This window comes from Enterobacter sp. JJBC (assembly GCF_036936505.1).
GTDB classification, from domain to species: Bacteria; Pseudomonadota; Gammaproteobacteria; order Enterobacterales; family Enterobacteriaceae; genus Enterobacter; species Enterobacter hormaechei_C.
Genome location: NZ_CP136935.1, coordinates 568,901 through 581,304 on the forward strand (window position 1 = coordinate 568,901; position 12,404 = coordinate 581,304).

Sequence of the window (12,404 nt, forward strand, 5' to 3'; positions counted from 1 at the left end):
ATAAAAAATTTGCAAAAGTGAAAAGCCACTAAAATTAAGTGGCTTTTATCGCAAGGGATTAGGCATAAAGAATGGCCTGCACGCGCCAGTGATTAACATGGTGATCTTCCTGCATCTGGACGATGCGATACCAGGATGCGCCCTGTTCATCGGCCTTCAGAGCGACGACACGTTCAACGTCTTGCGGACTCCCCGTGATATTATTGACGGAGATCTGACCAATCTCGTTCAGGCCCGTGACGCAATCCGCGCTGGCAAATTCGGCCGACTGCGCCGTGGTGCTCAGCAGGCCCGCTGAAAGCAATAGCGTCGTTAAAGCAAGGGTTCGTTTCATCGTCAGCTCCTTTTCACGTGTCTCCGGTATCCGCCGGGCAATCTTTCGCGAATAAACTCATTTCCATTGTTGCTGGCATGGGGTTTATTGTGGACAGGAAAATGTCTACGGACGCAAAGCAGTGTAAAAGTCGTTCAAATGATGATGCTTACTTACGGTACAAAATGCCCTGGGCGTACCACTGTCCCGTAATAATGGTTTCATCAATCATCGTGATGACGTAATAATCTGCTTTTGCGGCAACGGCCTGCGCTTCAATTGCGTCTTCTGCATCATCCGGGGAACCACGAACCATCGCGGATACGGTACCCAGGCGTTGTAATCCTTCCGTCTGATTACGACGAATTTCCTGAGGATGATCGGTAACCGGCGGCGCCGGTTCTGGCGTACCCTGCAATACGGAACATCCGCTGAGCAGCGAGACCAGCAATAAAGCGGTAAGCCTGCGCATAAACCTGTCTCTTTTCCTGATAGCCATAGTGTAGTTGTCTGCGAATTTAGTTTTGGGGGAATGTTCCCGAAGTGTTATCTGGGACGTAGATTTCGAATGAAAATATCGTGAAACCGTAATCCAGCTCTCAACATTATGAATCATTCATCAGCACAGGATCGACAATGATTGAAATTGAAACTCGCCAGCTGAGTGAGCATGAAATCATCCATGCTTTTCCGGCTGGTAAAGGTGAACAGCCGCTGCCGACGGTAGTTTTCTATCATGGCTTTCTCTCCTCGAAGCTGGTCTACAGCTATTTTGCCGTCGCGCTGGCGCAGGCCGGTTTCCGGGTGGTCATGCCTGATGCGCCGAATCATGGGGCACGCTTTACGGGCGATGAGCAGGCGCGGCTGGGGCTGTTCTGGCAAACGCTGCACGGCAATCTGACCGAGTTCGCCGGGCTGCGTGACGCGCTCTTGCAGGCCGGGCTGGTGGAGGGGAAACGGCTGGCGGTCGCAGGCGCATCAATGGGCGGAATGACGGCGCTGGGGATCATGGCCAGGCATCCGGAGGTGACGTCCGTGGCTTGCCTGATGGGATCGGGCTACTTTACGTCACTGGCAAAGACGCTGTTCCCGCCGCAGGCCCCTCAGGAGATTGAGGCCCTGTTGTCAGAATGGGACGTCAGCCATGCGCTTTCGCAGCTGGCCGATCGTCCGCTGCTTCTGTGGCATGGGGACGCCGATGACGTCGTACCGCCCGGTGAAACGTTCCGCCTGCAACAGGCGCTACAGCGTGAAGGGCTGGACAGCAATCTGACCTGCCTATGGGGAGCAGGTGTCCGGCACCGTATTACCCCGGCCGCGCTGGAAGCAACCGTGGAATTCTTCCGCCAGCACCTTTAAACGCGCAGCACCGTGACACCCTGATCCTCCAGCTTGCTGAGGATCTCGGGGTTGGCGTTTTTGCCGGTGATCACCATGCTGATTTGCTCGGCGCGGCTGAAAAGCATGCCGGCACGTTCACCGACCTTGCTGCTGTCGACCAGCACCACCAGCTTGCCCACCACGTTAAGCATGTTCTGCTCTGCCATTGCGGTGAGCATATCGGTTTTATACAGGCCATCCGCCGTCAGACCTTTGCCGCTGGTAAACATCCAGTGCCCGGCGTAGAGGCTGTTTTCACTGTCCTGCGGGCTCAGGGTGATGGACTGGCTCTTGTTATACTGGCCGCCCATGATCACCACGCTTTCATGTTCCTGGTCAATGAGATAATTGGCCAGCGGCAGATAGTTGGTAATGATTTGCACCGGCTTGCCGCACATTTCACGGCCCAGCAGAAACGCCGTCGAACCGCAGTTGATCACCACGCTCTCCCCGGGATTCACCAGCTGTGACGCCGCTCTGGCAATCCGCACCTTTTCATCGTGATTCTGCGCCTGGTGGATGTTCATCGGCGTCCAGCGTGGACGCTGCTGGCTGATGGCCTCTGCGCCATTGCGGACTTTTTTCAGCTTGCCGCTCTCATCCAGCTTGTTGATATCCCGTCGCGCGGTAGCGGGGGAGATCCCTAAACGTTCGATCACTTTCTCGACGGTGATAAACCCTGTTTGCGCCAGGAGTTCCAGTAAAATTTGATGCCGTTGCGCTTCCGTCATGAGCTATTCCGATAAGAATTGATTTTAAAAGATGATATTTGAAATAGCGTGAAATTACTAAAATAAAAATGACATCGCCAGACGCAGGGTCTGGCGATTGGGCCTCGGTATCAGAGGAAGGACTTGAACGGCAGATCGGGTTCAATCGTAAAGCAATCATCGAAACCACGCGGGTAGTGATACTCAAGATTGTCTTTATCCAGCGGCCAGGTGAACTTGCCGCCAACCTGCCAGATGAACGGCTTGAAGCCATACTTGAGGCGGTCTTTTTTCATCTCCCACAGGACGCGGATCTCTTGCGGATCGGCCTGGAAGTTTGACCAGATATCATGGTGGAACGGGATCACCACTTTGGTGTTCAGCGCTTCGGCCATACGCAGCATATCCGCGCTGGTCATTTTGTCGGTGATCCCGCGCGGGTTTTCACCGTAAGAGCCAAGCGCCACGTCAATCTGGTGCTCGTTACCGTGCTTCGCGTAGTAGTTGGAGTAGTGGGAGTCACCGCTGTGATACAGGGAACCGCCAGGCGTTTTGAACAGATAGTTCACTGCGCGCTCGTCCATCCCGTCTGGCAGTACGCCTGCGGCTTTCTGATCGGCAGGCAGGGTGATCAGCGCGGTGCGGTCAAAGGCATCCAGCGCGTGAATCTCAATGTCTTTGATTTTCACCACGTCGCCCGGCTTCATCACGATGCAGCGCTCTTTTGGCACGCCCCAGCCAATCCACAAATCCACGCAGGTCTGCGGCCCGATAAACGGTACGTCGTCCGCGCAGTTTTGCATTACCGCTGCCGCCACGTTCACGTCGATATGATCGTTGTGATCGTGGGTAGAGAGAACGGCGTCGATCTGGCGAATGGCAAAAGGATCAAGCACAAAAGGCGTGGTGCGCAGGTTCGGCTGGAGCTTTTCAACGCCGGCCATACGCTGCATCTGGTGGCCTTTTTTCATCAGTGGATTGCCGTGGCTCTGTTTGCCGGTGCCGCACCAGAAATCAACACAAATGTTGGCGCCGCCTTCTGATTTCAGCCAGATCCCGGTGCAGCCCAGCCACCACATCGCAAATGTGCCAGGAGCAACCTGTTCCTGCTCGATCTCTTCGTTCAGCCAGCTACCCCACTCCGGAAAGGTACTCAGAATCCATGATTCACGGGTGATGGTTTTCACTTTACTCATCGTTTGACTCCTGGTTTTAATCAAAAGTAATCATACTGTGACTTGTTGTGATTAATGCTGGCACTGTTTAAACCGATTTGCAATGGCTTATTTACGGAAAATTCCCCTCGCCACATCACAGAAAAAACATCATGACGTTGATAAGATAACCGCTATAAATGATTAATATACTGAAAATTAAGAATTTATTTATTGGATTGGTTTGGTAGTGAAAATCATTACTAACGCCATGGAAATAAATTGCGTGATCCGTCACAAATAATCAAATGCAATCTTGTGATGATTATTTGTGATTAATAGAGTGATGACACCAACCACACAGGGATTGCCCCTCGTGTTCTCATTTTCTGGAGAGAGTTATGGAGATCCTCTACAACGTCTTTACCGTTTTCTTTAATCAGGTAATGACCAACGCCCCGCTGTTGCTGGGTATCGTGACGTGCCTGGGGTACATCCTGCTGCGCAAAAGCGTCAGCGTGATTATCAAAGGCACCATCAAAACCATCATTGGTTTTATGCTGTTGCAGGCGGGGTCTGGCATTCTGACCAGCACGTTTAAGCCGGTTGTTGCCAAAATGTCAGAGGTGTACGGCATTAACGGCGCCATCTCTGACACTTACGCGTCCATGATGGCCACCATCGATCGCATGGGAGATGCATACAGCTGGGTTGGGTATGCGGTACTGCTCGCGCTGGCGCTGAACATCATTTACGTGCTCCTGCGCCGTATCACCGGTATTCGCACCATCATGCTCACCGGGCACATCATGTTCCAGCAGGCGGGTCTGATTGCCGTTTCTCTCTATATCTTCGGCTACCCAATGTGGACCACGGTCATCTGCACGGCAGTGCTGGTCTCACTTTACTGGGGCATCACCTCCAACATGATGTATAAGCCAACGCAGGACGTTACGGACGGCTGCGGTTTCTCCATCGGTCACCAGCAGCAGTTCGCCTCCTGGATTGCTTACAAAGTCGCGCCGTACCTGGGCAAAAAAGAGGAGAGTGTTGAAGATCTCAAATTGCCTGGCTGGCTGAATATCTTCCACGACAACATCGTCTCCACGGCAATTGTGATGACCATCTTCTTCGGCGCCATCCTGCTCTCCTTTGGCATTGACGTGGTGCAGGCGATGGCGGGTAAAACCCACTGGACGGTCTATATCCTGCAAACCGGTTTCTCCTTCGCTGTTGCTATTTTCATCATCACCCAGGGCGTGCGTATGTTCGTCGCCGAACTGTCGGAAGCGTTTAATGGCATCTCCCAGCGCCTGATCCCTGGCGCGGTGCTGGCGATTGACTGTGCGGCTATCTATAGCTTTGCGCCAAACGCCGTTGTCTGGGGCTTTATGTGGGGCACCATCGGCCAGCTGATTGCGGTCGGCATTCTGGTGGGCTGTGGCTCCTCAATCCTGATTATTCCTGGCTTTATCCCGATGTTCTTCTCCAACGCCACTATCGGCGTGTTTGCTAACCACTTCGGCGGATGGCGCGCAGCGCTCAAGATCTGCCTGGTGATGGGCATGGTTGAAATCTTCGGGTGCGTGTGGGCGGTCAAGCTCACCGGCATGAGCGCCTGGATGGGCATGGCGGACTGGTCAATTCTGGCGCCGCCGATGATGCAGGGCTTTGCGTCCGTCGGGCTGGTCTTTATGGCCGTCATCATCCTGATTGCCCTGGCTTATATGTTCTTCGCTGGCCGTTCGCTGCGGGCTGAAGAAGATGCGGAAAAACAAACAGCAGAAGTGTCTGCTCATTAAGGAGTTTCGATTATGACCGTACGTATCCTGGCTGTGTGTGGCAATGGGCAAGGTAGCTCCATGATCATGAAGATGAAAGTGGACCAGTTTTTAACCCAGTCAAACATTGACCACACGGTGAACAGCTGCGCAGTGGGTGAATACAAAAGTGAACTGAACGGCGCGGACATCATCATCGCCTCAACGCACATTGCCGGCGAGATTAGCGTGTCGGGCAACAAATACGTGGTAGGCGTACGCAACATGCTGTCGCCTGCGGATTTCGGACCAAAGCTGCTGGAAGTGATCAAAGAACACTTCCCACAAGACGTGAAGTAAGGATGCCACATGAAACTACGTGATTCGCTGGCAGAGAATAACTCCATCCTTTTACAGGCCGAAGCCAGCACCTGGCAGGAAGCGGTGAAGCTGAGCGTGGATCTGCTGGTTAAGGCTGACGTTGTCGAGCCGCGTTACTACCAGGCGATTCTGGATGGCGTGGCGCAGCATGGCCCTTACTTTGTGATTGCGCCAGGCCTGGCGATGCCGCATGGCCGCCCGGAAGAGGGCGTCAAGAAAACCGGCTTCGCGCTGGTGACGTTGAAAACGCCGCTGGTGTTTAACCACGAAGATAACGACCCGGTCGACATCCTTATCACTATGGCGGCTGTCGATGCCAATACCCACCAGGAGGTGGGCATCATGCAGATCGTCAATCTGTTTGATGATGAAGCTAATTTTGACCGTTTACGCGCCTGCCGTACCGCGCAGGACGTGCTGGATTTAATTGATAACGCCACTGCGGCGGCCGTTTAAGAGGAATTTAAAATGTCATTACCAATGTTGCAGGTCGCGCTGGATAACCAGACTCTGTCTCACGCTTACGAAACCACCCGTCTGATTGCGGAAGAAGTGGACATCATCGAAGTCGGCACCATTCTGTGCGTGGGCGAAGGCGTTCGTGCGGTTCGTGACCTGAAGGCGCTCTATCCGCATAAAATCGTGCTGGCGGATGCCAAAATCGCCGATGCGGGCAAAATTCTCTCTCGCATGTGCTTTGAAGCCAACGCCGACTGGGTCACCGTGATCTGCTGTGCGGATATCAACACTGCGAAAGGCGCGCTGGACGTGGCGAAGGAGTTCAATGGCGACGTGCAGATTGAACTGACCGGTTTCTGGACCTGGGAGCAGGCGCAGGAGTGGCGCGAAGCAGGTATCCAGCAGGTGGTTTATCACCGCAGCCGTGATGCGCAGGCCGCAGGCGTGGCGTGGGGTGAAGCCGATATCAGCGCGATCAAACGTCTGGCCGATATGGGCTTCAAAGTGACCGTAACCGGTGGCCTGGCGCTGGAAGATCTGCCGCTGTTCAAGGGGATTCCAATTCACGTCTTTATTGCCGGTCGTAGCATTCGCGATGCGGAATCTCCGGTGGAAGCGGCGCGTCAGTTTAAACGCTCAATCGCTCAGCTTTGGGGTTAAGGAGCGGGTATGTTGTCAAAACAGGTCCCGCTTGGCATCTATGAAAAGGCACTCCCTGCGGGGGAGTGCTGGCTGGAGCGGTTACAGCTGGCGAAGCAGCTGGGTTTCGATTTTGTCGAAATGTCGCTGGATGAGACGGACGAGCGTCTTGCTCGCCTGGACTGGAGCCGCGACCAGCGTCTGGCGCTGGTGAGCGCCATTGCCGAAACCGGCGTGCGCGTGCCATCCATGTGCCTGAGCGCTCATCGTCGTTTTCCGCTTGGCAGCGAAGATGATGCCGTACGCGCCGAAGGGCTGGAGATCATGCGTAAAGCTATTCGCTTCGCACAGGATGTCGGCATCCGCGTGATCCAACTGGCGGGTTATGATGTTTACTATCAGGAAGCCAATGATGAAACGCGCCGTCGTTTCCGTGACGGCCTGAAAGAGAGCGTTGAGATGGCAAGCCGTGCGCAGGTGACGCTGGCGATGGAGATCATGGATTATCCGTTGATGAACTCCATCAGCAAGGCGCTGGGCTACGCGCACTATCTGAATAACCCGTGGTTCCAGCTTTATCCGGATATCGGCAACCTGTCGGCATGGGATAACGACGTACAGATGGAGCTTCAGGCGGGCATCGGGCATATCGTGGCGGTGCACGTTAAAGATACCCGTCCCGGCGTGTTTAAAAACGTACCGTTCGGCACCGGGGTGGTGGATTTCGAACGGTGCTTCCAGACGCTCAAACAGACAGGTTATTGCGGGCCTTACCTGATTGAGATGTGGAGCGAAACCGCGGACGATCCGGCGGCAGAAGTGGCGAAAGCCCGGGACTGGGTGTGCGAGCGCATGGCGCGGGCAGGACTGATGGAGGCGGAACATGCTTAAGCTGAAACAGCAGGTCTTTGAAGCCAATATGGATCTCCCGCGCTATGGACTGGTGACGTTTACCTGGGGCAACGTAAGCGCCATCGATCGCGAGCAGGGGCTGGTGGTGATTAAGCCGAGCGGCGTGGCCTATGACGCCATGAAAGCGGACGATATGGTGGTGGTTGACCTGGAAGGACAGGTCGTTGAAGGCAAATGGCGTCCTTCTTCTGATACGGCAACCCATCTGGCGCTGTACCAGCGTTACCCGTCCTTGGGGGGGATTGTACATACCCATTCCACGCACGCCACCGCCTGGGCACAGGCCGGGCTGGCGATCCCTGCTTTGGGTACAACGCACGCGGACTACTTCTTCGGTGATATTCCCTGCACGCGGGCGTTAACGCAGACTGAGGTCGAAGGCGAGTACGAACTTAACACCGGCAGGGTCATTATCGAAACGCTGCGTGAGACGGAACCACTGCATACGCCGGGTATTGTGGTGTACCAGCATGGTCCATTCTCCTGGGGTAAAGATGCGCATGACGCCGTGCATAACGCGGTGGTGATGGAAGAGGTGGCCAGAATGGCGTGGATTGCGCGCGGCATTAACCCACAGCTTCAGGGCATTGATGATTATCTGATGAACAAGCATTTCATGCGTAAGCACGGCCCGAATGCTTATTACGGGCAGAAGTGAATAAGTGCTCTGGAATACCGAAACAGTTGTAACCGGTGGTATTCCGGAGCCATTCATAAAAAAGCCCCCGGGCAGGGGGCAAATTATATATGGCTTTGATTTTCTTTGGCTTTCCTGGTGCTAGCGATAAAGCGTTACTGGTAAATATCTGCACTGGCGTGCATATTACCGTTGCTGCCGGGCTCACGTGTCAGCATGACGTGATAGTATTTTGCGCCCTGCGCATCGGTTTCTTCATTAAGCGCCTGATCTGCTTCACTTTCAGTGGCGAAGTTATGATTGATGTAAATAACGCCTAAGCTCTGCACATCATCCATGTTTCTGGCCTGTTGGCTGTCTATTCTGATGGCTGCCATCGCGTTTGCACTGAGCAAAAGCGCAGCCAAAATGGCGATTGCGATTCTTTTCATGATATGCGCTCCACGACTGCGTGCTGTGATACGGGGGAATGCTCTCCTTCTCTGTTCAGGGTTTCTGATTAAAGTGTAATCGCTACCCGGGGTGGGATGGGTGACCATTTCTGATGATGTTGTTCAAAAAAACAGCGCTTCTGATGAGTGCGATTTTAAATCACCCACTTAGAACAGCTTTACCCTTTGTGCGAATTATTTGTGCAATCAGCTTGAGTTTCCTGGGGGGCGCAAGTATTATGACGCGTCAATTTTTCAGCCGACCTTTAACACGTTCCTTGCCTCCCCGGGCCTCGGCTGACCCAGACAGGAGGCTGAATAATCCGTAAGGAGCAATTCGATGCGTCATTACGAAATCGTTTTTATGGTCCACCCTGACCAGAGCGAACAGGTTCCGGGCATGATCGAGCGTTACTCTGCTGCCATCACTGGTGCAGAAGGCACGATCCACCGTCTGGAAGACTGGGGCCGCCGTCAGCTGGCTTACCCGATCAACAAACTGCACAAAGCACACTACGTTCTGATGAACGTTGAAGCTCCGCAGGAAGTGATCGATGAGCTGGAAACTACCTTCCGCTTCAACGATGCCGTTATCCGCAGCATGGTTATGCGTACCAAACACGCAGTGACCGAAGCATCTCCGATGGTTAAAGCGAAAGACGAGCGCCGTGAGCGTCGCGATGATTTCGCAAACGAAACCGCAGATGATTCTGATGCTGGGGATTCTGAAGAGTAATTTCTGATGACCAACCGTCTGGTGTTGTCCGGCACCGTGTGCAGGACCCCCCTTCGAAAGGTCAGCCCATCAGGAATTCCGCATTGCCAGTTCGTGCTTGAGCATCGTTCTGTGCAAGAGGAAGCCGGGTTTCACCGGCAGGCGTGGTGCCAAATGCCCGTAATTATTAGCGGACACGAAAACCAGGCCATTACTCACAGTTTAACGGTCGGTAGCGCAGTAATCGTTCAGGGGTTCATTTCTTGCCACAAGGCAAAGAACGGCCTGAGCAAAATGGTTCTGCATGCCGAGCAGATTGATTTGATAGATTCTGGAGACTAGCCATATGGCACGTTATTTCCGTCGTCGCAAGTTCTGCCGTTTCACCGCGGAAGGCGTTCAAGAGATCGACTATAAAGATATCGCAACGCTGAAAAACTACATCACCGAAAGCGGTAAGATTGTCCCAAGCCGTATCACCGGTACTCGTGCAAAATATCAGCGTCAGCTGGCTCGCGCTATCAAACGCGCTCGCTACCTGTCTCTGCTGCCGTACACTGATCGTCATCAGTAATCGGGCACGGTCCATTAATACGACTTTAAGAGGATAAGGTAATGCAAGTTATTCTGCTTGATAAAGTAGCAAACCTGGGCAGCCTGGGTGATCAGGTAAACGTTAAAGCGGGTTACGCTCGTAACTTCCTGGTTCCACAGGGTAAAGCTGTTCCAGCTACTAAGAAAAACGTAGAGTTTTTCGAAGCACGTCGTGCTGAACTGGAAGCCAAACTGGCTGACGTTCTGGCGGCTGCTAACGCTCGCGCTGAAGCAATCAACGCACTGGGCACCGTTACCATCGCGTCCAAAGCTGGCGACGAAGGTAAACTGTTCGGTTCCATCGGTACCCGCGATATCGCTGATGCAGTTACTGCGGCAGGCGTTAAAGTGGCTAAGAGCGAAGTTCGTCTGCCGAACGGCGTTCTGCGTACCACTGGTGAGCACGAAGTTGACTTCCAGGTTCACAGCGAAGTGTTCGCTAAACTGGTTGTTAACGTAGTAGCTGAGTAATTTTTTACTCTGCTCGCGTCGAAGCGCCGGCCTTGTGCCGGCGTTTTGCTTTTTAGCGTGACCCTGCGTCATCTTTTGCTCTTGTAAGGTCGCTATTCCTGACGCATTCTCTGATAATAAATTGAAACGCAATTTTATTTATGAGATTTGTCATGGATACTGCTCTGCCCACGCCCGTCTTTGCCCGTCGAAATGTGGCCTATGCCTGCGCCACGCTCTGCTGTCTGCTTTGGGGAAGCTAGTACCCGGCCATTAAAAGTGGCTACGAACTCTTTCAGATCGCGACCGATGATATCCCCTCCAAAGTCGTCTTTGCCGGATACCGTTTTCTGTTTGCCGGCGCGTTGCTGCTGCTTTTTGCCCTGGCCCAGCGAAAACCGATTGGCAGGCTCACGCCCACGCAGTTTGGCCAGCTCACGATCCTCGGACTGACCCAGACCTCCCTCCAGTACACCTTCTTTTATATCGGCCTGGCCTACACGACCGGGGTGAACGGCTCCATCATGAATGCCACCGGGACCTTCTTCAGCGTGCTGCTGGCGCACTTTATCTACCACAACGACAAACTCAGCTATAACAAAACGCTGGGGTGTGTTCTGGGCTTTGCCGGGGTGATGCTGGTGAACTTCCACAGCGGGTTAAGTGAGTTCCAGTTTGTGTGGAAAGGTGACGGATTTGTGGTGCTGGCCGCCTTTATTCTCTCTGCGGCCACGCTTTACGGGAAACGCATTTCCCAGACCGTTGACCCGACGGTGATGACGGGATGGCAGCTGGGGATAGGCGGGGCGGCACTGGTTGCGGGAGGCTATGCCACGGGCGGGACGCTGGAGGTGCACAGCATGAAAGCCGTCGCCGTGCTGGGGTATCTGACGCTGCTCTCATCCGTGGCGTTCGCCCTGTGGAGCGCGCTGCTGAAAGTAAACCGCGTGAGTATGATTGCCCCGTTCAACTTTGTCATACCTGTAGCAGGGACGGTGCTCTCCGCCATCTTCCTCGGCGAAAACATTCTGGACATCAAATACGCGATTGCGCTGGTGCTGGTCTGCTCGGGGATCTGGTGGGTGAATAAACGGCGTGCCTGAGAACAAAAGTGCCGGGTGGCGGCATCGCCTTACCCGGCCTGGGCCATTAACGTGCTCTGATGAAACTGCCGTCCGGCTGGCGGGTAAACAGTACCTGCTGCCCGTTTCCGGTATCGATCGTTAACCCGGTCACCACGCCGCTGGCATTCTGACGGATCTGCACCATCTGACCATTTTGCAGGTTGCTGAGCGGCTTGCCTGCCCCCTCGACTTGCGCCATGGCATACACATCCGTTGCTGGCAAATTGTGGTCGCGGAACAGCTGGGCAAGAGTTTTCCCAGGCTCTACGCGATACGAACGCCACTGCTGCTCAATGCCGGTGGGCTGTTGCGCCTGTGGCTCTGAAGGGGTGGCGGCCTGCTCCTGATCTTCCTGAACCGGTTCAGGTTCAACCGGCGCAACCTGGCCCGGATCGTTAGACGGTGTGACCAGCTGCGTCTGCATCGGCTGTGAACCAGGCTGCGGCTGGCTTTGCGACTGGATATCCAGCTCAGCATTCCGGCTGACCGGCGCGGTATCAACGTTGTCACTGCCGGAAGGAAGCAGGAAGCCGATGACGATCAGCAACGCGCCGATGATAATGCCTCTGCGATGCAAAGGCGGCAGCGGGTCCATGATGCGAAAGTTATCCGGCGCATGCCAGATTTTCGCCAGGGTAGGTTTCAGTTCAAATCGCCCGGGCATGGCTCTCCTCCTGCTCCGCGTCTTTTTATCCTGTCCTGAGAAGTGTAGTTTGCTAACTGCCTGATGGGCGTAACAAAGCCA

Annotated in this window: 17 protein-coding genes and 1 pseudogene; 12 read left to right on the forward strand and 6 right to left on the reverse strand. The window is 54.2% G+C overall.

From position 1 onward, the window contains the following. Window positions 1-58: 58 nt before the first annotated feature. Together yjfN and bsmA are read right to left on the reverse strand one after the other, a co-directional pair. Window positions 59-334 (reverse strand): DUF1471 family protease activator YjfN, encoded by a 276-nt coding sequence (gene yjfN, locus RY075_RS02765; RefSeq protein WP_003856009.1) that lies wholly within the window; start codon window positions 332-334, stop codon window positions 59-61. 148 nt (window positions 335-482) lie between these two features. Continuing rightward, entirely contained in the window at window positions 483-812 is a 330-nt protein-coding gene (bsmA, locus tag RY075_RS02770) for a biofilm peroxide resistance protein BsmA (protein ID WP_003856011.1), read from the reverse strand. A gap of 137 nt (window positions 813-949) precedes the next feature. Between bsmA and yjfP the strand changes: the two genes are divergently transcribed. Then, a complete protein-coding gene (gene yjfP / locus RY075_RS02775; protein WP_022650260.1) occupies window positions 950-1,672 on the forward strand; it encodes an esterase in 723 nt (240 codons plus the stop codon). Here the strand turns inward: yjfP and ulaR are convergent. Both ulaR and ulaG read right to left on the reverse strand, forming a co-directional pair. Beyond that, on the reverse strand, window positions 1,669-2,424 hold the full coding sequence (ulaR, locus tag RY075_RS02780) for an HTH-type transcriptional regulator UlaR (RefSeq protein WP_003856014.1): 756 nt from the start codon (window positions 2,422-2,424) through the stop codon (window positions 1,669-1,671). The genes yjfP and ulaR overlap by 4 nt on opposite strands. Before the next feature lie 110 nt (window positions 2,425-2,534). Continuing rightward, on the reverse strand, window positions 2,535-3,599 hold the full coding sequence (gene ulaG / locus RY075_RS02785; RefSeq protein ID WP_006810379.1) for an L-ascorbate 6-phosphate lactonase: 1,065 nt from the start codon (window positions 3,597-3,599) through the stop codon (window positions 2,535-2,537). A gap of 359 nt (window positions 3,600-3,958) precedes the next feature. On the opposite strand from ulaG, the gene ulaA reads away from it, so the two are divergent. The 6 genes from ulaA to RY075_RS02815 are packed head-to-tail and all read left to right on the forward strand — an operon-like array spanning window position 3,959 to window position 8,366. After that, complete coding sequence (ulaA, locus tag RY075_RS02790) at window positions 3,959-5,359, forward strand: PTS ascorbate transporter subunit IIC (protein WP_003856019.1); 1,401 nt, start codon at window positions 3,959-3,961, stop codon at window positions 5,357-5,359. A 12-nt stretch (window positions 5,360-5,371) separates the two neighbouring features. Beyond that, window positions 5,372-5,677, forward strand: coding sequence for a PTS ascorbate transporter subunit IIB (ulaB, locus tag RY075_RS02795; RefSeq protein WP_003856022.1), 306 nt, complete (start codon window positions 5,372-5,374; stop codon window positions 5,675-5,677). A 9-nt stretch (window positions 5,678-5,686) separates the two neighbouring features. Then, window positions 5,687-6,154 (forward strand): PTS ascorbate transporter subunit IIA, encoded by a 468-nt coding sequence (gene ulaC / locus RY075_RS02800; RefSeq protein WP_003856024.1) that lies wholly within the window; start codon window positions 5,687-5,689, stop codon window positions 6,152-6,154. Window positions 6,155-6,166: 12 nt separating this feature from the next. Next, the gene (gene ulaD / locus RY075_RS02805; RefSeq protein WP_003856025.1) at window positions 6,167-6,817 is read left to right on the forward strand and encodes a 3-keto-L-gulonate-6-phosphate decarboxylase UlaD; all 651 of its coding nucleotides are present in this window, start codon (window positions 6,167-6,169) and stop codon (window positions 6,815-6,817) included. A gap of 9 nt (window positions 6,818-6,826) precedes the next feature. Further along, the gene (locus tag RY075_RS02810; RefSeq protein WP_003856027.1) at window positions 6,827-7,687 is read left to right on the forward strand and encodes an L-ribulose-5-phosphate 3-epimerase; all 861 of its coding nucleotides are present in this window, start codon (window positions 6,827-6,829) and stop codon (window positions 7,685-7,687) included. Next, complete coding sequence (locus RY075_RS02815) at window positions 7,680-8,366, forward strand: L-ribulose-5-phosphate 4-epimerase (protein ID WP_325773868.1); 687 nt, start codon at window positions 7,680-7,682, stop codon at window positions 8,364-8,366. The genes RY075_RS02810 and RY075_RS02815 overlap by 8 nt, the downstream gene beginning before the upstream one ends. A gap of 134 nt (window positions 8,367-8,500) precedes the next feature. On the opposite strand, the gene yjfY is transcribed toward RY075_RS02815, so the two are convergent. Beyond that, window positions 8,501-8,776 (reverse strand): DUF1471 family protein YjfY, encoded by a 276-nt coding sequence (gene yjfY, locus RY075_RS02820; RefSeq protein WP_017383944.1) that lies wholly within the window; start codon window positions 8,774-8,776, stop codon window positions 8,501-8,503. Between the two features lie 340 nt (window positions 8,777-9,116). Here yjfY and rpsF point away from each other — a divergent pair, with 340 nt between their 5' ends. The 5 genes and pseudogenes from rpsF to RY075_RS02845 all read left to right on the forward strand — a co-directional run bounded on the left by rpsF (window position 9,117) and on the right by RY075_RS02845 (window position 11,638). After that, the gene (rpsF, locus tag RY075_RS02825; protein WP_003856034.1) at window positions 9,117-9,512 is read left to right on the forward strand and encodes a 30S ribosomal protein S6; all 396 of its coding nucleotides are present in this window, start codon (window positions 9,117-9,119) and stop codon (window positions 9,510-9,512) included. A 6-nt stretch (window positions 9,513-9,518) separates the two neighbouring features. Continuing rightward, window positions 9,519-9,833 (forward strand): primosomal replication protein N, encoded by a 315-nt coding sequence (priB, locus tag RY075_RS02830; RefSeq protein WP_003856035.1) that lies wholly within the window; start codon window positions 9,519-9,521, stop codon window positions 9,831-9,833. A 4-nt stretch (window positions 9,834-9,837) separates the two neighbouring features. Next, window positions 9,838-10,065 carry a 30S ribosomal protein S18 gene (rpsR, locus tag RY075_RS02835; RefSeq protein WP_000135199.1) on the forward strand — a complete coding sequence of 76 codons (228 nt, stop codon included), beginning with the start codon at window positions 9,838-9,840 and terminating at the stop codon, window positions 10,063-10,065. A gap of 41 nt (window positions 10,066-10,106) precedes the next feature. Continuing rightward, entirely contained in the window at window positions 10,107-10,556 is a 450-nt protein-coding gene (rplI, locus tag RY075_RS02840) for a 50S ribosomal protein L9 (RefSeq protein ID WP_003856039.1), read from the forward strand. A 152-nt stretch (window positions 10,557-10,708) separates the two neighbouring features. Then, window positions 10,709-11,638, forward strand: a pseudogene (locus RY075_RS02845) (DMT family transporter). A 46-nt stretch (window positions 11,639-11,684) separates the two neighbouring features. Here RY075_RS02845 and RY075_RS02850 read toward each other — a convergent pair. After that, window positions 11,685-12,323, reverse strand: coding sequence for an OapA family protein (locus tag RY075_RS02850; protein WP_023315270.1), 639 nt, complete (start codon window positions 12,321-12,323; stop codon window positions 11,685-11,687). Between the last annotated feature and the right edge of the window lie 81 nt (window positions 12,324-12,404).